Annotated in this window: 15 protein-coding genes; all 15 read left to right on the forward strand. The window is 44.0% G+C overall.

Annotated features, from left to right (window positions below):
* The 15 genes from ACX5KA_RS04150 (at position 1) to rmf (ending at position 25,817) form a co-directional block, all read left to right on the forward strand.
* Positions 1-1,335, forward strand: a complete 1,335-nt coding sequence (locus tag ACX5KA_RS04150) for a sodium-dependent transporter (RefSeq protein ID WP_014949544.1) — start codon at positions 1-3, stop codon at positions 1,333-1,335.
* A gap of 72 nt (positions 1,336-1,407) precedes the next feature.
* Positions 1,408-2,883 carry a Na+/H+ antiporter NhaC gene (gene nhaC / locus ACX5KA_RS04155; protein ID WP_458730487.1) on the forward strand — a complete coding sequence of 492 codons (1,476 nt, stop codon included), beginning with the start codon at positions 1,408-1,410 and terminating at the stop codon, positions 2,881-2,883.
* Positions 2,884-2,930: 47 nt separating this feature from the next.
* Positions 2,931-5,540, forward strand: a complete 2,610-nt coding sequence (pepN, locus tag ACX5KA_RS04160; protein ID WP_458730488.1) for an aminopeptidase N — start codon at positions 2,931-2,933, stop codon at positions 5,538-5,540.
* Entirely contained in the window at positions 5,527-5,769 is a 243-nt protein-coding gene (locus ACX5KA_RS04165) for a DUF2835 family protein (RefSeq protein ID WP_039220196.1), read from the forward strand. Before pepN ends, ACX5KA_RS04165 begins: the two co-directional genes overlap by 14 nt.
* A gap of 351 nt (positions 5,770-6,120) precedes the next feature.
* Entirely contained in the window at positions 6,121-8,181 is a 2,061-nt protein-coding gene (locus ACX5KA_RS04170; protein WP_458730489.1) for a DUF1302 domain-containing protein, read from the forward strand.
* A gap of 11 nt (positions 8,182-8,192) precedes the next feature.
* On the forward strand, positions 8,193-9,560 hold the full coding sequence (locus ACX5KA_RS04175; protein ID WP_321825475.1) for a DUF1329 domain-containing protein: 1,368 nt from the start codon (positions 8,193-8,195) through the stop codon (positions 9,558-9,560).
* Between the two features lie 79 nt (positions 9,561-9,639).
* The gene (locus tag ACX5KA_RS04180; RefSeq protein WP_039220188.1) at positions 9,640-10,686 is read left to right on the forward strand and encodes a WD40/YVTN/BNR-like repeat-containing protein; all 1,047 of its coding nucleotides are present in this window, start codon (positions 9,640-9,642) and stop codon (positions 10,684-10,686) included.
* 15 nt (positions 10,687-10,701) lie between these two features.
* On the forward strand, positions 10,702-13,020 hold the full coding sequence (locus ACX5KA_RS04185) for an efflux RND transporter permease subunit (RefSeq protein ID WP_334050657.1): 2,319 nt from the start codon (positions 10,702-10,704) through the stop codon (positions 13,018-13,020).
* A gap of 196 nt (positions 13,021-13,216) precedes the next feature.
* Positions 13,217-18,055 (forward strand): NAD-glutamate dehydrogenase, encoded by a 4,839-nt coding sequence (locus tag ACX5KA_RS04190; RefSeq protein ID WP_458730490.1) that lies wholly within the window; start codon positions 13,217-13,219, stop codon positions 18,053-18,055.
* Positions 18,056-18,210: 155 nt separating this feature from the next.
* Positions 18,211-19,218, forward strand: coding sequence for a quinone-dependent dihydroorotate dehydrogenase (gene pyrD / locus ACX5KA_RS04195; RefSeq protein ID WP_014949553.1), 1,008 nt, complete (start codon positions 18,211-18,213; stop codon positions 19,216-19,218).
* Between the two features lie 86 nt (positions 19,219-19,304).
* Complete coding sequence (gene rlmKL / locus ACX5KA_RS04200) at positions 19,305-21,401, forward strand: bifunctional 23S rRNA (guanine(2069)-N(7))-methyltransferase RlmK/23S rRNA (guanine(2445)-N(2))-methyltransferase RlmL (RefSeq protein WP_458730491.1); 2,097 nt, start codon at positions 19,305-19,307, stop codon at positions 21,399-21,401.
* Positions 21,398-21,631 carry a glutaredoxin family protein gene (locus ACX5KA_RS04205; RefSeq protein ID WP_039220177.1) on the forward strand — a complete coding sequence of 78 codons (234 nt, stop codon included), beginning with the start codon at positions 21,398-21,400 and terminating at the stop codon, positions 21,629-21,631. The genes rlmKL and ACX5KA_RS04205 overlap by 4 nt, the downstream gene beginning before the upstream one ends.
* Positions 21,628-23,568 carry an ATP-binding cassette ATPase Uup gene (uup, locus tag ACX5KA_RS04210; protein ID WP_458730492.1) on the forward strand — a complete coding sequence of 647 codons (1,941 nt, stop codon included), beginning with the start codon at positions 21,628-21,630 and terminating at the stop codon, positions 23,566-23,568. Before ACX5KA_RS04205 ends, uup begins: the two co-directional genes overlap by 4 nt.
* A gap of 12 nt (positions 23,569-23,580) precedes the next feature.
* Entirely contained in the window at positions 23,581-25,341 is a 1,761-nt protein-coding gene (locus ACX5KA_RS04215) for a DUF3466 family protein (RefSeq protein WP_458730493.1), read from the forward strand.
* 299 nt (positions 25,342-25,640) lie between these two features.
* A complete protein-coding gene (gene rmf / locus ACX5KA_RS04220; protein ID WP_039220169.1) occupies positions 25,641-25,817 on the forward strand; it encodes a ribosome modulation factor in 177 nt (58 codons plus the stop codon).
* The last annotated feature ends 30 nt before the right edge of the window (positions 25,818-25,847 follow it).

The raw sequence follows: 25,847 nt of genomic DNA on the forward strand, positions 1-25,847 counted from the left end.
ATGGCTATCAGAGGCGAATTTTCCTCTCGAATAGGGTTCGTGCTAGCAGCGGCAGGCTCGGCAGTAGGACTAGGTAATATTTGGGGCTTTCCTACAAAGGTAGCAAGTAACGGTGGCGCAGCATTTGTTCTCGTATACTTACTGCTGGCTTTTGTACTCGCTTATCCCGTACTTATGGCAGAACTGATAATCGGACGTAGTTCACGTTCAAATATGGTTGACGCTTTAGGTAAAATATCGGGCAATTTCGTGGGAAGGCTAACGGGCATTTGGGGCTGTGTTACCGTGTCACTTATCCTTGCATTCTACGCCATTGTCGGCGGATGGATGCTGGTTTATTTCGCCGATGCTGCCGTTAGCATGGTGGGATTTACGAGCGCTAGCGACTGGCTACTCACTTCATCAGTTACGCGTAACATTATTTTCTGCTTCTTATTCATGGGTTTAACTGCATTTATCGTTGTCGGTGGTGTAAAGTCCGGCATTGAGAAGTGGTCAGTGCGTTTGATGCCTACATTGGTTATTCTCATACTTGCATTGATTGTTTATGTGAGCCTACAGCCTGGTGCCGTAGAAGGTTGGTCAGCATATTTAGTACCTGACTTCTCTCGCGTTTTAGACCCAGACTTATTAATAAACGCCATGGGACAAGCCTTTTTCTCAATGTCTTTAGGTGTAGGTACTATGCTGGTTTATGGTTCATACCTAAGTAAAAATGAAAATCTACCTAGCATTGGTGCGTCGGTAGCGCTTGTCGATATCGGTGTTGCGGTTATTGCGGGTATGCTTATTATCCCGGCCATGTACGTTGCATTAAACAACGGCGTTGAAATCTTCACACCGGAAGGCGCGTTAATCCAAGGCGATACGCTGATATTTAAAGTGCTACCAGCACTGTTTGATACCATTGGTAGCGTAGGTCTTTTCGTTGCTTTTACCTTTTTCGCGCTTATGGCGATTGCTGCCGTCACGTCTTCAATTTCAATGTTGGAAGTTCCCGTTGCGTTTATGGTAGAAAGTAAAGGTCTTCAACGTAAAAAAGCCGTGCTATTGATGGCATCGGTCATCTTTGTATTAAGCTGCATCATCATTTTAAATTTTGAAACCTTGTTTGGCTTTGTTATCGCATTAACTACCGAGTATAGCCAACCGTTGCTAGGACTCGCCTTGTGTATTTTCGCGGGTTGGGTGTGGCGCAGAGATGCAATACTCGATGAACTTAAACAAGGTGATCAGTTTGCTGAACACAGCATTTTCTGGAAAATTTGGCCTTGGTACGTACGCTTTGTGTGTCCCGTTATCATTGCGCTTATGTTCTACCGCTCAGTTTTCTAAAGCATTCTGGTAAAAAGCGGACAGCACGCTTAACGCGTTACAAATACAATAATAAGGTTTTAAAAAACGACAATGACGAATAAAGAAATAAAAACGCCGTCACTTCTCGATGCAATGCTTCCTATTCTTGCGTTAGTCATAATGATGGGAAGCGCAGTTTATTTGTTTGCCAATAACTCTTCTTACGGTCCAAACCAAATTGCACTTCTTTTAGCGATGGGCTTAGCTGCTATCATTGGAATGAAAAATGGCTACACCTGGAAAACTATCGAAAAGGGCATTGTAGACGGTATCTCTATGTCTTTAGGTGCCTGCTTAATTCTGTTGGCGGTAGGTTCTCTTATTGGCACATGGATGCTAGCTGGAACCGTGCCTACGCTTATCTATTTCGGTTTAGAGTTGCTTAACCCCTCGTTTTTCTATGCTGCCGCTTGTCTGATTTGTGCGGTTGTTGCAATGAGTATAGGTAGTTCTTGGACTACCGCGGCGACTGTGGGTGTAGCGCTAATGGGGGTTTCTGCTGGCATGGAAATGTCGGCAGCCATAACCGCCGGCGCAGTAGTTTCAGGTGCGTACTTTGGCGATAAAATTTCGCCCTTATCTGAAACAACAAACTTAGCGCCTGCCGTTGCGGGCACGGATTTATTTGACCACATTCGTTACATGCTTTGGACGACGATTCCTAGCTTTGTTATTGCGCTTATTCTATTTACGGTACTAGGCTTTAGTGAAGTGGGTGAAGCCAAAGCAGAACGCATTGAGCAAATGCAGCTTCTGTTAAATGAATCTTTTGACTTGGGTTGGCATTTGCTAATTCCCCTTGTCGTTTTGCTCACCTTAGCGATTAAAAAGATGCCTGCGTTTCCAGCTGTTTTTATCGGTGCTTTGTTAGGTGGTGTTTGGGCAGTAGTTTTCCAGTGGGATGTGGTTACTTCTATGGCAAGTGGTGACGACTCGGTGAATGTAGGCGCGTTGAAGGTAGTTTGGACTGCGCTATTCGATGGCGTAAGCTTCTCAACACCTGACGAGAACTTAAATAGCTTACTTTCTCGTGGTGGCATGTCTTCTATGTTAAATACCATTTGGTTGATCATCTGTGCAATGTCGTTTGGTGCCGTATTAGAGCGTGTTGGCCTATTAAAGCGTGCAGTTTCTGCGATATTAATTGGTGCAAAATCCGCAGGGGATATGGTGAGCAGAACCATTCTTACTTGTTTTGGTACCAACCTGGTTACTGCAGATCAGTATATTTCAATCGTGATGCCAGGCCGTATGTACAAAGAAGAATTCAAAAAGCGTGGTTTAGACCAATTGAATCTTTCTCGAAGCCTTGAAGACGGCGGCACACTTACGTCTCCACTTATTCCTTGGAACACCTGTGGTGCTTACATGCACAGTGTTTTATTAGTCAATCCATTTGATTACGTATTCTATGCATTCTTCAACGTAATCAACCCGATCCTTGCTGTTATTTATGCGTATTTAGGTATTAAGATTTTACGTATTACGCCACCGCATGTTGAAGTAAACAGCAAAGAGTCGGTTTAACGCAGAGTTCCAATTAAACCCACGTAGGCTTTCTTCCAGGAGGATCTATGTCAGTTCAAGCTAAACGCCGGGCGGATTACCAGCCGCCCGCTTTTTCAATAGCGACAGTTGACCTACATATAACGCTACACCCAACACAAACCAAAGTTATCAGCACGTTGTCCGTCACTCGTAATGGCGTGCACGATACTCCTTTAGTACTTGATGGCGATAATTTATCGCTAGATTCTATTTCTATTAACGGTACGTACCTATCTGATAATGAATACACGGTAACAGATAGCGCTTTAAGCGTAGTTACTGAACTTGATGAGTTCGTCTTAGAAATTACCAATACCATTGCCCCTGAGCACAACAAAGCGCTGGAAGGCTTGTATTTATCAGGTGGTGCCTATTGTACACAGTGTGAAGCGGAAGGGTTTCGTCGCATTACGTACTTCATGGACCGCCCGGATGTTTTGTCGGTCTACACAGTGACGGTAGTTGCCGACAAGTCAGTACCGATGCTTTTGGCCAATGGCAACCCAGTAGACAAGGGCGAAGTTGACGAAAATACGCATTTTGTTAAATGGCACGATCCACATCCAAAACCTTGCTACCTTTTTGCTCTAGTTGCCGGTGACTTCGATTTACTTACCGATAGCTATACCACCACTAGCGGTAAAGAGGTTGCGCTAGAACTTTATGTTGATAAAGGCAAAAAGTCTCAAGGTATTTTCGCACTAGAATCGCTAAAGCGGGCGATGAAGTGGGACGAAGATGTGTTCGGGTTAGAGTACGACTTAGATATCTATATGATTGTTGCCGTCGATTTCTTCAATATGGGAGCGATGGAAAACAAGGGCTTAAATGTATTTAACAGTAAGTTTGTATTAGCCGACCAAAAAAGTGCCACCGACGATGACTTTTTCAATGTTGAGTCGGTTATCGCGCACGAGTACTTCCACAACTGGACCGGCAACCGGGTTACTTGTCGCGATTGGTTCCAGCTAAGCCTAAAAGAGGGGCTTACTGTATTTAGAGACCAACAGTTCAGCGCTGATATGACTTCGGCGTTAAGTAATCGTATAAAGCACGTTCGTGTTATGCGAGAGCACCAGTTTGCAGAAGATGCGAGTGCAATGAGTCACCCAATTCGTCCAGAAGAAGTCATCGAAATGAACAACTTCTACACGGTGACGGTTTATGACAAAGGCGCTGAAGTTATTCGCATGTTCCACACATTATTGGGGCCTGATGGCTTCAGACGTGGTATGGACGAGTACTTTAGAAGACACGACGGTCAGGCAGTCACCTGTGATGACTTCATTTCAGCAATGCAGTCTGCTACTGATATAGATTTAACCCAGTTTACCCGCTGGTATAGTCAATCTGGTACGCCAGTGATTTCTGTCGCTCACAGCACTGAGGTTAATGATGATGGCATTGTAAAACATAGCTTTACATTGTCGCAGCACACACCTGCAACCTCTGATCAGAAAGAAAAGCTTCCTCTGTATATTCCTGTAAATATCGAGATTATTGATGATGAGGGGAAAAGCTACACAGATAACGAGTCGCTCATTAAAAACGGCATGGTCATTTTAAAAGATGACTCTATGCGTTTTACTGTAGAAGCCAAAACTACTAATTTAACACCTGTAGTATTGGGTAATTTCTCAGCGCCAGCGAAAGTAGAAAACCCATTGGGGACAGAGTCTTTACTTACTATATTTAAGCATGCGAAGGATCCATTTAATCGTTGGGATGCAATGCAAACGTTGTATGACCGCTGTGTGAAGCAATTAGAGGAATCGCCGGAGTCTGGTATTAGCAATGAAATCTGGAACGGTATCAAGCAAGCTATTGCCCAAGAGCAAAACAACCTTGAGCTGCTAGGTGAATGTTTAGTCATACCTTCGTTTGAGACTCTGTGCCAAAGCCGAAGCAACATAAACGTTTCCGCACTGTCGAAAGCGCGAAAAGCGTTTTGCGACCAGTTTGCACGTGGCTTAGAGAAAGAATTGTTAGATATTTTCAACAGCATAGAACAGAAAGCTTATAGCTATACACAAAGCGCTATCAACGAACGTCGCTGCAAAAACGTCGTGCTTGCACACTTAGCTCGGTTACCACAGCATGAGCACATTGTAGTTTCTCAGTTTGACTCCGCTGACAATATGACTGACACACTAGGAGCGCTAAGAAGCGCACAGCACTGTAGCGCTTCCACTTTCGATAGCTTAATGGCTCAATTTGAAGAAACGTGGAATCACGACCCGCTTGTTTTGGACAAATGGTTCGCACTTCACGCTACACAAAATAGAGACGACATCTTTGCCACTATCACTATGTTGTGTGAGCATCCGCAGTTTGCGATGAGTAACCCAAATCGCGTTCGTTCGGTGATTGGTAGCTTTGCTTTCTATAACAGCGAAAAGTTCCACGCAGTGGATGGCAGTGGCTATAAGTTCGTCACCGATTACTTACTTAAGCTCGATGCGGTCAACCCACAGGTTGCAGCCCGTATTGTAACGCCACTGACGCAATGGCAGGGCTATGCAAGTGAACACCAAGTTCATATGAAGCAACAGCTTGGCCGTTTGCTTAATCACAAAGGTTTAAGTAAAGATTTGTTTGAGAAAGTAAGTAAAAGCCTTGCTTATGACAACCATTAGCCAAACTGACTCGGTTTTTTACTTTTCAATAAATGCACCTTACAAGCAATGTGAGGTGCTTTATGTTCCATCTATGCCAGATGTGGTCATGGTGAGTGAATCAGGCCTAAGCGTCCAAGTACCGACCAACCGGCTCAGGCAATTTGTTACGTCTGATGGTATTAAAGGTCGTTTTAGGATGATTATTGATACCAACAAAAAAATTAAATCCTTTGAGAGGCTCGGGTAGAGCCTTTTTCTTCTTCAGACCTACAGATAATATTTCTTAGTATAAGAATATCTCATAACTTGCTTACCTATCGAAGTAGGTTAGATAAAGTTCCGAAATTTCCTTTATCTAGTCCAAAATAACTTAAACACCGCATTTCCAATTAATTTGTACAATTTCTCTGCAACTTTATAAATGCCTTTTATACTCACAATAAAGCAATAACTATTTGATACGACTAATGTTGTAAATTTTGTTAACTGGTAGGATTAGTTCTTGCGGTTATGGCAAAATGATGTAATGATTTTGTTAATCGTTATGGTTGGTCATGATGTCACGTATTAAGTCACATCGACTTGGGAGTATAAAAATATGAAAAACGGGCCTAGCGCTTTTAAAATATCACCGGTAGCAGCGGGAGTTCTCTCACTGCTAGGTGCTGCTGCAGTACCAGTACATGCTGCAAACTGGCAAGTGGGTGATGTAAGTATTTCTTTAGATTCAACATTTACATTGGCTACAAGTATTCGAACAGAGGCACGAGATTACGACCTTATTGGTAACAGTAACCAGCCTCAATTCGACTGGAGCGGTTATCACGCAGCTTTCAACCCTATATACCCAAGTGCCGACGTGTGGGCGCTGGCAGATGGCGGTTACTCAACTAACGGTGATTTGGGTAACCTTGCGCACGATCCAGGTGACGCATTTGCAACGCAAATTTCAGGAAGCCATGAATTAGACGTTAATTTTGGTGACTATGGTTTCTTCGCCCGTGGCTTCTGGTTCTACGACTTCGAGCAAATGGACGGCGATCGCCCATATTCTAACCCGATTACGGGCAACCAATACGACCTGTGCCAAGATCCTGAAGCAGAAGACCTACTTTGTACCGATGTACGTTTATACGATGCATTTTTCTACGGCGATTGGTGGATTGGTGACAAGCCGCTTACACTTCGCGTAGGTCGTCAGGTAATCAGCTGGGGTGAAAGTACTTTCATTCAGCATGGTATTAACACTACTAACCCTGTAGACGTTACCCGTGCACGCGCACCAGGCGCAGAACTGAAAGAAGTATTCCTTCCTGTAGGTATGGTATACGCGTCATTAGGTTTAACAGATACTGTTAGTATTTCTGGTTACTATCAATACGAGTGGGAACGCAGCTGGCTTCCAGTATCTGGTAGCTACTTTGCCGGTAACGATTTTGCGGGTGAGGGCGGTCAACGCCAAAATATCCAGCTTGGTTTCAGTGGTAACCCAGACATCGACTTAGATCACCTTCTCACTGCGTTAAACGGATATGGCGATTTGCTTCGCTCTGGCGCTAATCCAGCTGACATTTCGCAAGCCTACCTTGCTTATCCAACCAAAGTGGCTATCCGCGGTTTTTCTGACGAAGCGCACAATGACGCGGACGATCAGGGTCAATACGGTTTACGCTTGACGTGGTTTGCTGAAAATTTGAATGAAACAGAGTTTAGTTTCTATCACATCAATTACCACAGCCAACGCCCGCTTATTTCAGGTAAGACATCCGATTTTACTGCTGAAGGAATTGGCGCGGATCTCGCGTTCCTAGCGTCTAATACCGTTACTCGCGACAACATCACTGAACTGGGTGCATTTACTCAGTCAGAGTTCTACTACCCAGAAGATATCAAACTTTATGGTATGAGCTTTAACACTAACATCGGTACTACGGCTCTTGCGGGTGAATTTGCTTACCGTGTAGATGAGCCGCTTCAAATCGATGATGTTGAATTGCTCTACATGGGTATGCCAGAGCAGCTTGCGAATGCTGGCCTACGTCCTGATTTAGCAGGTATATCACAGCTAAACAACATTGGTCGCGCTGTAGGACCAGGTGAAACTGCAGAAGGTTTCCTATTCTCTGATACATGGCAAATGCAGTTTACTGCATCACACGTATTTGGTCCTAAGTTCGGCTCTGATAACTTTGTGCTTCTAGGTGAAGTAGGTTATGTGAACGTTGTTGATATGCCAGACCCAGACGTAATTCGTTTAAATGCACCGGGCACAGCACGAACACCGTCTTTAGAACCAATCAACGGCAATGCTCGTGAAGGATTACACGTTGGCCTTTCGGATGGCCCTGAAACTAACCCGTTTGCAACAGACGACGCATGGGGTTACCGTTTGTTAGCTGTTGCTGATTACAATTCAATATTCGCGGGTATGAACCTTCGCGTTCGCGGTACCTTCTCGCACGATGTTGAAGGCACAACGCCGGATCCATTATTCCTTTTCACAGAAGATGTTAAGTCTGCTGCACTTTCTTTCACGTTTGACTATTTAAGCAAATGGTCTGCAACGGCGTCTTACAGTGCATTCTGGGGTGGTATTGGTACAACCAATGCGCTATCTGACAGAGACTTCATTTCATTTAACATCAAATACGCAATCTAAGAGTGGTTTTTATGATTAGAAAAGTAGGAATTATCGCTGCAGCCTTGTCACTAGCCTTGTCTGGTGCAAGCGCGATGGCTAAAGTGTCTGAAGCAGACGCAAACAAACTGGGTAATGATTTAACACCATTAGGTGCGGTTAAAGCGGGAAATGCAGACGGCAGTATTCCAGCATGGACTGGCGGTATTACTACTGCACCTTCAGGTTATACCGTGGGTGACCATCACCCTGATCCATATCCAGATGATAAAGTGCTGTTTGAAATTACGGCTCAAAACTACAAAGAGTACGCAGAATTTTTATCAGAAGGTCAGAAGAAGCTATTTGAAGCGTACCCTGAAACGTTCCGCATGCCGGTTTACCCAACACGCCGTTCTGCGTCAAATCCACAAGCGATTTATGATGCTACTAAGGTAAATGCGACACGCGCCGAACTGCTAGATGACGGTAATGGTATTAAAGGCGCGGTTTTGGGTATTCCTTTCCCAATCCCTCAAAACGGTCTTGAGGCAATTTGGAACCACATCCTTCGCTATCGTGGCGAAGCGGTTCAGCGCAACGGTGGCCAAGCGGCGGTTACTACCGGCGGTGACTACAACGTTATTGGTTTTGACGAGCAGTTATTAATTAAGTACGCAGAAGAAGATGCTACACCGGAGAAGCTAACAGAAGACAACATTTTGTTCATGTTTAAGCAAAAGGTGACTAAGCCCGCTCGCTTGGCGGGAACTGCACTACTTGTTCATGAAACAGTAGATCAGGTCAAAGAGCCGCGTAAAGCATGGACTTACAACACTGGACAGCGTCGTGTTCGTCTCGCGCCAAATATCGCGTATGACACGCCAGGAACAGCAGCCGACGGTCTTCGTACTACCGATGATTTTGATATGTTTAACGGTTCTCCAAACCGTTATGACTGGAAACTTGTTGGCAAGCAGGAAATGTTTGTTGCCTATAACAACTATGCACTTCATTCAGATAATGCCTCATATGAGGATATTTTGAAGCCAAATCACGTTAATCCAGATTTAACACGCTGGGAAAAGCACCGTGTTTGGGTAGTTGAAGCGACGCTAAAAGAAGGGTTCCGACATATTTATCAAAAACGCGTATTCTTCATCGATGAAGATAGCTGGCAAATTCAAGTTGCTGATATGTATGATAATCGTGGCGAACTGTATCGCGTTGGTGTAGCTTATGGTGTGAACTATTATGAAGTACCAACACAATGGTCGACGCTTGACGCGTATTACGACTTAAACTCTCGACGTTACTTGGCCATTGGCTTAGACAACGAAGAAGAGATGTATGACTTCACCGTACGCCCTAGAGACGTGGAATTCACGCCTCAAGCGTTACGACGAGAAGGTATGCGCTAATCGCCTTACACAACAAACGGTTGGCAAATGCCAACCGTTTTTGTATGCAGACAATTATAAATAGGGGGAATGGTTAATTATGAAAAAAACCATTGCAGCGTGCATTGCCGCCACTTTCGCAGTTACCTACTCTTCAACTGCACTTGCCGAAGAAGCATTCATGGCACCATTGGTTGAGCAATCAGTTCTTTTGGACATAGACGCTAATTCATTTGTCGTTATTGTCGGTGAACGCGGTCACGTTTTATTATCGGAAGATGGCAAGAGTTTTCATCAGAAACTCGTGCCTACTCAATCAACGCTTACTGCTACTACTGTTGTAGGTGAGAATATTTGGGCAGTAGGTCACGACGCTGTCATTCTTCATTCTTCAGACAAGGGCGAAACTTGGGAAATTCAAAATTATCAACCCGACCTTCAACGCCCGTTTTTAGATGTATTATTTTTTGACGAAAAGCAAGGTATAGCCACTGGTGCCTATGGCCTGTTTTATCGAACGCTAGACGGTGGAAAAACGTGGACTGCAGAAAGACACGCCAGTCTTCTTGACCCAATGGACCAAGAATACCTCGAAGAAATTCGCAAGGAAGACGAAGATTTTTATCAACAAGAGTTAGAGTCCATTCTGCCTCACTTAAACCGTGTGACCCTTGACGGTGATACGCTTTACATGGCGGGTGAAGCGGGTTTGTTAGCAAAAAGTACTAACATGGGGGAGTCTTGGGAGCGTTATTACGTTGACTATACTGGGTCATTTTTCGATATCAAACCGTTAGATGAAAGTACGGTGTTAGCGGTAGGGCTTCGCGGTAACATTTTCGTGAATAGAAACCAAGGGGAATGGGAGTACGTTCAAACTTGTTCAACCAGCACGCTTAACTCAATTCTCGTTGGCTCAGAGTCAAAGATCTATGCATTAGGCAACAACGGTATGATGGTAAGCGCACAGCGTCCACTTCCTACCAGTATGCGGGACCCTTATGCCAATCCATCGGACTGCGAAGCTGATGAAGGCATCGAGGTATCACAGATAAAAGATAAAGCAGCGCTTTTAAACGCCACACAGTTCAATGGTATAAGCATTGCTGTTTCCGCGAATGGCATTAAAACGTTGAATTTAAAATAGGGCAGTATAAAAACAATGACCCATTTTCTAGAAAAATTAGTGTTTGGAAACCGTAAAATTGTGGTAGCGCTTTTCGCTATTGCAACGGTATTTCTAGGTTACCAAGCCTCACAGATGCGCTTGGACGCAGGTTTTGAGAAAAATATTCCGCTTAATCATGAATACATGAAAACCTATATTGAGCACCGCCAAGATTTTGGTGGGGCCAATAACATATTGGTTTCTGTCTGTGATAAGAACGACAATATTTACAATCAAAACTTCTTTGATACGTTGAAAAATGTTCACGACCAGCTTTTCTTTATTAATGGTGTGAACCGCTCATTAGTTATCTCACTTTTCTCGCCTTCAACGCGCTTTACAGAAATCGTTGAAGGCGGTTTTGCTGGCGGTCCAGTCATTCCCGCAGACTTTAATTCGTCTAGCCCTGAAGCACTGGAATTAGTTGCTGCAAACGTAGAAAAGGCAAACATTGTAGGCCGACAAGTTTCCAGTGATTACAGCTGTGCTATGGTAACCGCACAGTTACTCGATATTGACCCACAAACAGGGGAGCCGCTTAACACACTTGCTCTGGCAGCGGAGCTAGAAAAGCAGCTTCGTGGTCAGTATGAAAACGAAAACACGTCCATTCATATAATCGGCTTTGCAAAAATGATTGGTGATGTGGCCGATGGAGCTAAAGACGTACTGCTATTCTTTGCCATCGCAATCGCGATCACTGCAGTAATGGTGTACTTCTTCTCACGCAGCATCATGCTTACGTTATTGCCATTAGTATGCTCAATCATTGCCGTTATCTGGCAGCTAGGCCTGCTTACTTCAATTGGCTTTGGTATGGACCCTATGTCAATACTGGTGCCATTTTTGGTATTTGCCATTGGTGTGAGCCACGGCGTACAAATGATTAACGCGGTAGAAAAACAAGCAGTAACCGGTATTGGTGCAAAACGAGCCTCTATGGCGGCCTTCAGAAACCTACTCGTACCGGGCGGAATTGCCCTGTTATCGGATACCGTGGGTTTCATGACGTTGCTGGTTATCGATATCGGCATTATTCGCGAGTTAGCGATAACGGCAAGTATGGGTGTGGCGGTTATTATTCTGACAAACCTTTTGCTGCTACCTGTTTTGATGAGCTTCTTAAAGCTGGATCAGAAGTATGTCGAAAAGTTCGCGGGTAAAGAAAACGCAAACTCTAAATTCTGGGAAGTGATTGCGGCATGTTCGCGTAAAAAGCCAGCAGCATTAATCTTAACTGTTACCACTATTTTGTTTGTACTTGGGCATTTCCAAGCGCAAAACATGAAGATAGGGGATTTACATGCGGGTGCACCTGCGCTTCATGAAACGTCACGCTACAATCAGGACACTTTTCTGATTACCGATAAGTACGAAGTAACAGTAGATTACATTTCTATTTTGGTTGAAACCACGCCAGAAGCTTGTACGTCACACAGCGTGATGAAGGCCATGGACGATTTCCAGTGGAAAATGGAAAATGTTCAAGGCGTTCAATCGGCGGTTTCGTTGGCATCTGTTGCAAAAATTGTTAACGCAGGTTACAACGAAGGCAATGTTAAATGGCAGGTACTCCCTCGTAACCAGCAAACATTGGTGCAGGCAATTTCTCGCGTTCCAACGTCGTCAGGTTTACTTAACGGCGACTGCTCGGTCATGCCAATTATCCTGTTTATGGAAGACCACAAAGCAGAAACCATATCTCGAGTTGTCGATGCAGTTAAAGCATATCGCGATGAGTATGAAACCGATGATATGAAATTCAGTCTTGCTTCAGGACCGGTTGGCGTAATGGCCGCAACTAACGAAGCTGTTAGTGCAGCACAAGATCCTATGATGCTGTATGTGTTTGGTGCTGTAATTGCACTTTGTCTGATAAGCTTCCGCTCTGTTCGTGCCACGTTAGTCGTTGTAATACCGCTTTATGTAGTGTCTGTATTAGCTCAAGCGCTAATGACATACCTTCAAATTGGTCTCACCGTCTCTACGTTACCGGTTATCGCACTAGGCGTGGGTATCGGTGTGGACTATGGTATTTATATACTATCGACCAAGAGCTTAATGTTGAAGAAAGGCGCCACCGTTCAGGAAGCGTATTTCGCAGCCCTAAAAGAACGTGGAAGTGCTGTGCTATTTACCGGCATCACGTTGGCAATAGGCGTTAGTACCTGGGTGTTCTCTTCACTTAAGTTCCAAATGGATATGGGTATATTGCTAACGTTTATGTTCGTTGTGAACATGCTCGGTGCAATAATTGTACTGCCTGCCTTAGCTAGGTTCTTGTGGTGGAATAAGAATGACCCTGATGCATAAATTATTTTTGCATAGCTACGCATAAAAAAGGGCCTTTTGGCCCTTTTTTTTGGGTGTTTTCTGCATAGTTATCTATGCTGTTAATATAAGGTTAAAAATGGGCTTTCATTAGCGTCATTTATTAGAGAAAATAGTTAGGTACTCGGCACTTATACCAATTTGAATTGGTATTACGACATTCAAAAAAGGTTAACAAATGACAGTCACCTCACAGCGACACTCAGTACTGCTAGAAAACGTATTTGCACTTATTGATAAAAAAGTAGATACCAAGCAGAAGTCTCTTGTGCAGCAATTCGGACGTCTGTTGTATAAAAACATATCAAGCGACGACTTAGAAAATCGCAACGACAGCGACCTTTATGGAGCAACATTAAGTTTATGGAATGGCTTAGCAAAGTTTGAACACGCATCGCCATATATACGCGTATTTAATCCGGAAATTGCCAAACACGGATGGCACTCTAGCCACACCATCGTAGAAATTATCGTATCAGATATGCCGTTCTTGGTTGACTCTGTTCGAATGCTGCTTAACCGGTTAAACATTACCGCACACCTTTTCCTTCACAGCCCAATTGGCATAAAACGAGACAGTGCAAACAAAGTTGAAGCGTTTGCCGAGCCTGGCCAGAGCCTTGATGGTGCTAAAAAAGAGACTGTCATTTTCATCGAAATTGATACCCAGACATCGAAGAAAGATATCGACGCGTTAACCAAAGAGCTTTTCTCGGTGGTTGATGAAGTGTCTTTGGCGGTTAAAGACTGGCAAGATATGACGAATACCTTGCAAGACGTTATCAAAAACAACGCTAAGTATAATTGGCCAGTGTCTGCAGATGCAAAGAAACAGACCAAGGCATACCTAGAATGGTTAGGCGATCACAACTTTACCATGATGGGATATCGCTATTATGACGTTAAGGCAATTGAGGGGGACCACAGATGGATCCCAAGAAATGATACCAGCTTAGGCCTTCTCAAAAACTCAGTGAACGACCGCGAGCGCTTGTTATCACGCTTACCTGCGTCGGCAAGAGCTGAAGCATTAAGTAAAAATCCGTTAATTCTTACAAAAACCAACTCACGTGCGCGGGTACATCGTCCTGCATATATGGACTATGTAGGCGTGAAGGTATTTAACAAAGAAGGTCAGGTTGTTGGTGAGCACCGCTTCTTAGGTCTGTATTCTGCCTCTTTCTATAACAACAGCGTAACTCAGCTTCCGATTTTACGTGAAAAAATCAAGCGTATTTGTGAGCTATCTGGTTTTGAGCCTGGCACACACGCCTATAAAGCGTTCGCTAACATCATAGAAACCTATCCACGTGACGAATTGTTACAAACGCCAGCGGAAGAACTTGCGCAAATTGTAATGGGTATTTTCCAAATGCAAGAGCGCGGTATTTCACGTTTGTTTATCCGCAAAGATACATTTGGTCGTTTCTTTTCTTGTATGGTGTTTGTACCGAGAGAGCGCTACAACACTCAACTGCGCAAAGAAACACAAGCGCTACTTAAGGCGTCTTTAGGTGCAACTGAAGAAGTGGAATTTACCACCTTCTTCTCAGAGTCGGTGTATGCCCGTACGCATTACATTGCAAGAGTCAACGACAACAACGCGGAATTCGATGTGAAGGAAATAGAGCAAAACATTATTGAGTTGACCAAAACCTGGAATGACAGACTCGCGTCAGCTATTTCAGCTGCGCACGGTGAAGCATCTGGCAAAGCCCTTGAGCGTAAGTACAACAATGCGTTTTCTCGTAGCTACATGGAACATAACCTTCCATCAGCAGCGCTAGTTGATATTGGCAAGCTAGAGATGCTTGACGACAACCATACGTTGGACATGTTGTTCTATCGCCCTCAAGAAGAGGACGCAGACAGCCAAGTTGTTAAGCTTAAGCTTTTCCACCGCGCAGAACCTATTCATTTGTCTGACGTGTTACCCATGCTCGAGAACTTTGGGTTACGCGTAATTGATGAAAGTCCTTATAAAATAACGTGTTCAGAGGGCGAACGTAACTGGGTAATGGATTTCACCATGTTGCACAAAAGTGGGCAACACTTTGACATGGAAAACGCGCAAATCCTCTTCCAAGATGCCTTTGCAAAGGTGTGGTATAAAACGTTAGAAGATGACGCGTTTAACCGCCTTATTCTAGGCGCAAATATGACGGGCCGAAAGGTCACCATACTGCGCGCCTATGCTAAATATATGCGCCAAACAGGCAGCTCATTCAGTCGCGATTACATTGCGAATACCCTTTCTAATTACCCAGATATCGCGCGCTTACTTGTCGACTTCTTCGACCAACGCTTTAACCCTAAGAAGAGGCGTAACCAGAAAAAAGAAGACGCTATTTTAGAAGCGATAAAAGCGCAGCTAGACAGCGTAAGTAATCTTGATGACGACCGTATTATCCGTCGTTACTTAGATATGATGTCAGCAACCTTGCGCACAAACTTCTATCAACTTGACGATGCGGGTAATGAAAAGTCTTATGTGTCATTTAAGATGATGCCTGAACTGATCCCTGAAATGCCGCTTCCGCTGCCAAAGTTTGAAATCTTTGTATACAGCCCTCGCGTTGAAGGTGTGCATCTACGTGGCGGTAAGGTTGCCCGTGGTGGCCTTCGCTGGTCTGACCGTCAAGAAGACTTTAGAACCGAAGTTTTAGGTCTGGTTAAAGCACAGCAGGTTAAAAACACAGTTATTGTCCCTGTTGGTGCGAAAGGTGGCTTTGTCTGTAAAAACTTGCCAGTAGGTGAAGGCCGTGCCGCTATACAAGCTGAAGGTCAGGCATGTTATCGAACCTTCATCACAAGCTTACTGGATATAACCGATAATATTGTAAATGGCGAAATAGTACCGCCAAAAGATGTTGTTCGCCTTGATGATGACGACCCGTATTTGGTTGTCGCGGCAGATAAAGGTACTGCTACCTTCTCAGATATTGCCAACGGTATTGCAGAAGAATTTGGCTTCTGGTTGGGCGATGCATTTGCCTCGGGTGGCAGCATAGGTTACGACCACAAGAAAATGGGTATAACTGCGCGCGGCGGTTGGGAATCAGTTAAGCGTCACTTTAGAGAAATAGGTATTGACTGCCAGACCACTGACTTCACCGCTGTGGGTGTGGGCGATATGGCTGGAGACGTGTTTGGTAACGGTATGTTGTTATCAGAGCATACGCGACTAATCGCTGCGTTTAACCATTTACATATTTTCTTCGACCCAAGTCCAGATGCAGCAGCAAGTTATAAAGAGCGGCAGCGTTTATTCGAAAACCCGAGTTTGAGCTGGGAAGACTACGACAGTAAGCTGATTTCGAAAGGCGGTGGTGTATTTAGCCGCGCGTCTAAGTCTATCAAGCTGACGCCCGAAATGAAGAAATGGTTGGGTACGCGCCAGCTTACCATGACCCCTAACGAGCTTATTCATAATATATTGAAAATGCCTGTCGACTTACTGTGGAACGGCGGTATCGGTACCTATATCAAGAGTAAGAAAGAATCTCACTCTGAAGTGGGCGATCGTGCGAATGATGATTTACGGGTTAATGGCCGCGACGTTCAAGCTAAAATCGTGGGTGAGGGTGGCAACTTAGGCTTGACCCAATTAGGTCGTATCGAGTATGCGTCTAACGGTGGCCGAGTTAACACTGACTTCATCGATAACGTAGGTGGGGTTGATTGCTCAGATAACGAAGTAAACATCAAAATCCTTCTTAACAGCCTAGTTAACGACGGTGAGCTTACGCTCAAACAACGTAACAAGCTGCTTTACGATATGACCGACGATGTAAGTCGAATTGTACTGAAAGACTGCTACCGTCAAACTCAGTCTATCTCTATTACTGAGTTAGCTGGCGTTAAGCAACTTAAAGAACAGCTTCGCTTTATCCACGGTCTTGAGCGTGAAGGTCAGCTAAACCGTGAATTGGAATTTATTCCAAGTGACGATGAGATTTCTGATCGCGTAGCCTCGGATCAAGGTTTAACCCGCCCAGAGTTAAGCGTATTGATTGCTTACGGCAAAATGGTACTTAAAGATGCGCTTAATATTCCGGAAATTACTGACAACCCTTACCACGGTAAGTTGTTAGTAGAAGCATTCCCTAAAGTGCTTCGCGAAAAATTCGCAACACACATGCAACAGCACCCGCTAAGAAGCGAAATTATTGCGACTAAGTTAACCAATAACATGGTTAACGACATGGGCCTTAACTTCGTGTTTAGAATGCAGGAAGAAACTGGCGCAAGTGTGAGCGAAATTGCTGACGCATACGCAATTGTTCACGGTATCTTTAACATGAAGACGCTGTGGGAGCGCATCGAACAACTGGATAACGTTATTCCAGCTCAGCTACAGCTTAAAATGTTGGATGAAGCACGCAGGATTATGCGTCGCGCTTCGCGCTGGTATATTCGCCACGGCAATAAAGCGCAATCCATAGAAGAAGCCATTGCTAGCTACCGCGGTACATTCGATAAACTGTCGAAAAACTTACAGCATTACTTGGTTGAAAGTGAATATGCGCAATTAGAAGCGGCAACGCAGAAATATATCGATAAAGGTGTACCTCAAGATATTGCATATCAAGTTGCGAGTTTCTCAAATATGTTCTCTAGCTTCGACTTGGCACAAATCGTTGAAGCAGATAAGCACGATACCGATGTAGTCGCTAAGCTTTACTATCAGCTAGGCTCTCGTTTAGAACTTCACTGGTTCTTAGATCAGATAAACAACCAGGCGGTAAGCAACCACTGGCAAGCGTTAGCTCGCGCCTCGTATCGTGAAGAGTTAGATTGGCAGCAGCGTTCCATTGCAGCTAACCTGCTAGCTTCTCGCGAGGACGTAAGTAGCGCAGATCAAATTCTTGATGAGTGGATTGAAAGCAATCAGGTCCTTCTTAAACGCTGGTATCACATGATGTCTGAGTTTAAGACCAGTACAACGCACGAATTTGCGAAATTTTCTGTCGCTTTACGTGAATTGATGCTTTTAAGCGTGAAGTCTAACCATTAGAATACACGCACCTTAATGATTTAAGCCCTGTTTATCAGGGCTTTTTATTGGCCGATTGAACATTGCTGTATATTTTTGCAGCATCGTTTGTAAAAGCAAGCGCAATATACGTTGATGATCAACAGGCCCTTAATTAGCGAGCGGTAATAATAACCATGCAATCTCTAGTGCAAAAATTCTTGCTTCAGTGTGAACCTGAAAAAAGTCACGATTTCACCATTAACTGGTTAAACAAGACCCAACATACACCGCTGAAATGGATGTACAGCACACCGACGATTAAAAAGCCCGTTACCGTTGCAGGCATGACCTTCGATAACCCGGTAGGTCTCGCCGCAGGTCTTGATAAGAACGGCGATTGTATTGATGCGTTTGCCAGCATGGGATTTGGTTTTGTTGAGATAGGCACAGTAACGCCTCGTCCGCAGCCAGGAAACCCAAAACCTCGTTTATTCAGAATTCCGGAAAAGCACGCCATTATTAATCGCATGGGATTTAATAATAAAGGTGTTGATCATCTTGTAGAACAAGTGAAAAAGGCTCAGTTTAAAGGGCCTATTGGTATTAATATTGGTAAGAATAAAGATACCGAAGAAGCGAATGCGCTCGACGATTACCTGATTTGTTTAAATAAAGTTTATCCTTACGCAAGCTACGTCACTATTAACATTTCGTCACCGAACACACCTGGCCTAAGAAATCTCCAATACGGTGAAGCGCTCGATAAGCTTTTAGTTGGCCTAAAAGCAGCACAGGAAACGCTAACGCAAACCCACGGTAAATATGTGCCGCTGTTCATTAAAATAGCGCCAGATTTGAGCGATGTGGAAATTGACAGTATTGCTGCTTCGCTAATTAACAGCAAAATGGATGGTGTAATTGCTACTAATACGACACTTTCACGTGATGCCGTTGCCGGATTACAGCACGCTGAGGAAATGGGCGGTTTAAGTGGCTCAGTTATGACGGATATGAGCTTAGAAGTAACACGCAAGCTAAACAAAGCACTCGACCGCGCTATTCCTATTATTGGCGTTGGTGGTATTGACTCACCCGAAGCGGCACAAGCACGCTTGGACGCTGGCGCATCTCTGGTGCAGGTCTACTCGGCTTTTATTTATCAAGGCCCATCGCTCGTTAAACGCATAGTAAACGCGTTATAATACAATCTAAGTTAACTACACCCGAAACCAATCTCTCGTGTACGTGCTTTTTTCATAAAGTACGTACATCAAAAACAGGTACATGAATGAATACTATTCTGGTTACGACCAGTCGCGGTCTTGACGAACTATTAAAACAAGAAGTGCTAAGTCTCTGCCCTGATGCACAAATAAAGCAGGGCCCTGGCACTATTCAGTTTGAAGGCTCAAAAGAAGATGCGTATAAACTTTGCCTATGGTCACGGTTAGCTAACCGCGTGATCTGGGTACTAGCATCGGGGAAAGCAGGCGATGCAGATGCACTTTATAACACGGCGATGGGCATCGACTGGCAGATGCAAATGGATTCACGTCATACCTTATCTGTACAGTTTATCGGCACCAACTTTGCTATCAAAAACACCCAGTTTGGTGCAGTTAGAGTGAAAGACGCCATTGTAGATTCATTCGTAGAGCAAGGTTTGCCTCGCCCATCTGTCGAGCGCAAAAGCCCTGATATTTCTGTATATGCCAGATTGCACCGTGACAATGTGATTTTGGGTATCGACCTAGCTGGAGCTAGTTTACACCAACGCGCTTATCGACAAGAAACCGGTGACGCCCCGCTTAAAGAGCATATCGCCAGCGCAATGCTTATGCGCAGTGGTTGGACAGAAAACACCGAAGCGCCGTTGGTAGATTTAATGTGTGGTTCAGGCACCATTGCGATAGAAGCTGCCTATATTGCGCGTAATATTGCGCCGGGTATAAAGCGTTCGTACTGGGGCTTTACTAAGTGGCTTGGCCACGAAGCTAAAGTTTGGGAAGAGTTGGTAGAGCATGCCATATCTGTTCAAAAGCCAAACTGCGGCGGTATTTATGCCGGTGACTTCAGCCGTAAAATGGTGGCGATTGCTAAAGCCAACGCTGATTTTGCAGGCGTATTTAACGATATTTCGTTTTCACAGCAAGACGCAACAAAGTCTTCTCCACCGGTAGCCACTCCGGGCTACGTTGTCTCTAACCCACCTTACGGTGAGCGTTTGGGTGAACTGACTTCGTTAATCCCACTATTTAGTGATTGGGGTAAACGCTTTAAAGAAGCGTGGAAAGGTTGGCATGTGTCGCTTCTTAGCAGTAACCGCGATTTACTGCGCGTATTAAAGCTTCGCGCCACCAAAGACTATGCTATGAATAATGGTAAGTTAGAGTGTCGCTTAGCCAATTACGTACTTGATGAACAAAACACGGTCCAATTTAGTGAAGATGCCAGCAACCACGAGTTTGCAAATCGCCTTAAGAAAAACCTTAAACGCATGAAAGGCTGGATAAAAAGCGCAAACACAAACTGCTACCGTATTTACGATGCTGACTTACCTGATTATAACGTAGCCGTTGATAGATATGGTGATTGGCTGGTTGTTCAGGAATATGCACCGCCGAAAACCGTATCGGAAGATAAAGCCCGTAAACGTCTGCAAGAAGTATTACTGCACCTGCCTGCCGTAACTGGCGTATCCCCTAAGCATATTGCACTTAAAGTGCGTAGCCAACAAAAAGGGACCAAGCAATACGAAAAAATAAATCAGTCAGGTGACATGATGGAAGTGTTTGAAAACGACGCTCGCTTTTTAGTTAACCTTACTGATTACTTAGATACCGGTCTTTTCCTAGACCATCGTAATACCCGTCAAAAAGTAAAAGCCTTGTCTAAAGACAAAGACGTACTTAATTTATTCTCCTACACAGGTAGTGTCTCGGTTTTTGCAGCCATGGGCGGTGCCAAGTCTGTTACCACAGTAGACATGTCGAATACCTACTTGGAATGGGCAAAGAAAAACGTAGCGTTAAATAAACTAAGTGGGCCTCACGCATTCATTCAAGCGGATTGCACAACATGGTTGGGTACGCACAAAGGTAAATATGACGTTATTTTCATCGACCCACCGTCGTTTTCAAATTCAAAGCGTATGCAGAACACGTGGGATGTTCAGCGCGACCATGTAAAAATGCTTACCGACGCCAAAGCCTGTTTAAAAGAGCAGGGGACTATAATCTTCTCTAACAATAAACGTGGTTTTAAGTTAGACGAGTCAGCCATCGCTACGCTTGGCTTAGCAATTGAAAATATTACTCACGAAACCATACCCGAAGATTTTGCCCGAAAAGGTAAGATACACCAGTGTTGGATTCTACGTTCATGAAAATAATCTTTTACACGGGCCCTCAATGTAGCCTCTGTGACCTAGCGGATGTTGAACTTCAGCAAACATCCAAGTTCTCGTCACTTGAAATTGCGAAAGTAAATATTCGTACAAGCACCGAGCTGTACCATTTATACGGTGCAAGGATCCCCGTATTGAAACGAGCAGATAACGAAAAAGAAATTGGCTGGCCTTTTACCGCAGCCGATTTAGAGGAGTTTCTTCAGTGAGCATTTTGCAGTTAAAAAACATCACTGTTATTTATGGAAATCCACCGCTTTTAGATGGTGTTGAACTTGTCGTACAGCCTAAAGAGCGTGTATGTTTGGTAGGTCGCAACGGAAGCGGTAAATCAACGCTGATGAAAGTTATCGCAGGTGATATTATTGCCGACGATGGCCAGCGTATTATTGAGAATAATACCGTCATAGCTCGTTTAGAGCAGGACCCGCCACAAACAACCGATGTAACTCTGTTTGATTACGTTGCTGAGGGATTATCTGACGTAGGTGAAACGCTAAAAGCCTATTTCCATCAAACGCGCATTGTGGGTGAAGACCCAAGTGAAGCTAATTTAAATAAACTTCAACGACTACAAGAACAATTAGAAGCAAGAGATGCGTGGCAGTTCGAACAGCAAATTGAACAAACGCTTACTATGCTTAAACTTGACCCTGAGATATCGTTATCGACGTTATCTGGGGGCTGGCGTAGAAAAGCAGCGTTAGCACGTGCGCTTGTTAGACAGCCTGATTTATTGCTGTTAGATGAACCTACCAACCACCTTGATATTGAAATGATCCGCTGGCTTGAATCGAGCTTGAGCAATTACCAGGGTGCTATCGTGTTTGTAAGCCACGACCGTGCATTTATACGCGCTATGGCGACACGTATTATTGACCTAGATCGCGGGTCTGTTACCAGCTATCCAGGCAATTACGAAACCTACCTTGAGAAAAAGCAGCACGACTTAGAGGTCGAAGCGTCCCAAAACGCGGAGTTTGATAAAAAGCTTGCGCAAGAAGAAGTATGGATCCGTCAGGGTATTAAAGCCCGTCGTACCCGCAACGAGGGCCGAGTAAGGGCACTCAAAAAACTCCGGGAAGAGCGCAAAGCAAGAAGAGCGGTACAAGGAAATGCCGTTGTCAATCAACATCAAGGCGTACGCTCTGGCAAAATGGTATTTGAGGTAAAAGACTTAACCTATAGCATTGAAGGTAAGCCTATTGTTAAAGACTTAAACCTAAATGTATTACGTGGTGATAAGCTTGCCCTGATTGGGCCTAACGGCAGCGGAAAAAGTACGCTCATCAAGCTTTTATTAGGTGAGTTACAGCCTGATAGTGGGAATTGCAAGCAGGGCACTAATTTAGAAGTCGCTTATTTCGATCAACATCGACACGGATTAGATTTAGAAAAGACTGTTATTGACGCTGTAGGGGATGGTAAGCGCGATCTTATGGTGAACGGCCACCCGCGCCACGTTATCAGCTACTTGCAAGACTATCTATTCACGCCTGAACGCGTTAATGCGCCGGTTAAGTCGCTATCTGGTGGTGAAAAGAACCGCCTAATGTTGGCCAAACTTATGCTTAAGCCAAGTAATGTTCTTGTGCTGGATGAGCCAACTAACGATCTTGATGTTGAAACCTTAGAAATGCTCGAAACCTTACTCAATGAATATACCGGCACTGTTCTGTTGGTGAGCCACGATAGGGAGTTTGTTGATAACGTAGCAAATAGTAGCGTGGTTTTCGAAGGTAATGGTTTGCTCAGAGAGTTTATTGGGGGTTTCACTGACGTAGAAAACTGGTATAAAGAACAACAGGAAAAACGTCAGCAAATCGAAAAGGAAGAAAAAGCCAAGGTAAAGAATGAAACTAATTCAGCTTCAGACAGTCCTAGTGCTAAGTCTTCTCCCCGTAAGACGAAAAAGTTATCATACAAAGACCAGCGTGAGCTTGAGTCCTTACCCAAAGAGCTGGAAGCGCTCGAAGAGGAACTTGAGGCTATGCAAGAGAAAGTTAACCATCCAGACTTTTTCAAACAAGACAGTGACACTACTGCCAAGGCACTAGCCGAATTGGCAGATAAAGAAGAATTACTTTCCCAGAAATATGCGCGCTGGGATGAACTAGAAAGTATGCTGGAAGATAATCAGCAGTAAATAGGATTTTAAATGAAACGAACTCAGCTTGCCGCCGCCGTTCTATTGACAACAGGAAGTGTTTCGGCATTTGCCGCGACCTATTCAGTGACACCTCTTCCTTTGCAGGATACCGCTAGAAATAATTTTGCTCGTTCAATTGATAATTCAGGCAAAATGTTGTCTGTTGTGCAACTTGAATACAACCCACCTATAGATGTGGAGCAGTTAGAAGAAGATACCACGTTCTTCGATGTTAACGGTGATGATTTAGAAAACGAAGATGACGCACGTCAAGGTGTATTCACTGATGCAGATTACTCATCTATTGTTAACTATCTGCTTGCCAACGCCAATGCAGTCACTGGTCAAAAGCTTGCACCGTATAGAACCTATATCACCGATACCCAAGATATTTCTTTAGTTCCGGGTTTAGACGAAGTTACTGAAAAGTTCGAAGATTATACGCGTTCTGTAGAAGCGATAGGCCGAGATAGTCTGAATGGCAACTTCATTGTAGGTGATTCATCTGGGTTGGTGGTATTAGACCCTTATGAGAATGAAAATGGTAATACCATCAATTATACCTACCCTGAATCAGCGCAGCAGGGTTTTGTTCAGACCTCAGGTGCGACTAAAGCGTTGCCAGCAGTAGACACGACAGCAGGCGGTTTCTCTTCGGCCCGGGCAATCAACTCGAACCTGCAAGTTGCAGGCTTCAGTACAGTAAGTTTCCAAGACAGTGTCGATGAGGCAATTGAATCCTGTGCCGACGCAGAGCTTCGTGGTGACCAGTCTGAAGGACGTTGTCTTTTTACCGTTTACAATGGTGATTTTTCGGTACCGCGCATCTCAAGCTACTACTTGAATACATCCACAAACTATTTGCCCGGCTTCGTTTTATTGTCTGAGGTTAATGCCACGATTTGGCAAATTGACGTTAATGGTGATGTGATCAGCACAGATACGTATCCGCTGTTATTTGAGCCAGATGAAGATGACTCAGCACACTATTTTACTTATGCTTATGACATCAATAATCAGGGTATTGCCGTTGGTGAGGGGCTAACAGGTGATCGTATTACGATTACTCGCCCTAACCAGTCTGGATTAACAGAAAGCGAGCGTGTTGCCACTGTATTTAGAGACGGCGAAACTATTGAACTCCTTCCTCGAGAGGAGAATATTATCAGCCAAGCCATTGCTATTAATGATGAGAACTGGGTAACAGGTGCAGTGCTTCGTTCGCGAAGCGATATCGCACGTTCACGCCTTTTTGTTTACAACCTAGATACCCAAGAACAGAAATATCCAGATGGATTCTTCGTCAGTGCAGGTGTGACTGCAAACGCTATCAACAATAACAATATTGTGGTGGGCAAGGCGGATGTTGAAGCGACAACCGACACCCTACGTGAAACTGCAGCGTTTATGTACAATATCGATACAGAAGAGTTCTTAGATCTCAATGATCTAGTGTCTTGTGACAATACTTATGAATTGATTGAAGCAGTTGATATCAATGACGATAACGAAATTATCGCCAATGCGCGTATTAAAACAAACAGTAAATACATAACTGGCGTTGACATTATTAACTCAAGCGGAGAGACACAATTAGTTGACTCTATTGTAGCGGTTAAGCTTACGCCATTGGCTAATGGCTCTGTCGATGATTGTGAAGTACCTGAAGACGAACAACCATTTGAGCGCAGCGGTGCATCAACGGGTTGGCTCGCATTTTTCGGTTTATTTGCTGCGGCGTTTGTACGTAGACGTTTTAGGAAACAATAGAACTCTATGGTCGATTTTTAGACCGCTTTAGAAAGCCACATTCGTGTGGCTTTTTTTATGCCAAAAAAATAAAAAAATAGACATATTTATGCATAAAAAATGTAACATAAATTTCATCGAAACTTCATTTATTTAAAGCTTGTCAAGCGTTTTAATTTTATATTTTTCTTGAACCATTTTGTTAATTGCACTATCACAGTAATGTACGCAATTAATTTTCCGGCACTATCAACCGATATGATGTAGAGCGCTCGTGAAAATGATTTGTTGTACATTCAACAAACAAAAGAGGCTAATCAATGAAAAGACAAAAAAGAGATAAAATGACTCGCGCCCATTCTAAAGGCTATCAAGCTGGTATCAGCGGTCGTTCAAAGGAAAATTGTCCATTTCAGCAAAACGATGCACGTTCACAGTGGTTAGGTGGATGGCGTGAGGCAGTAGAAGATAGACACTTAGGTTTAAGTGTTAAATAACACTTCTCTTTTATGAACTGATTATGCAAA

The organism is Alteromonas alvinellae (assembly GCF_902705805.1).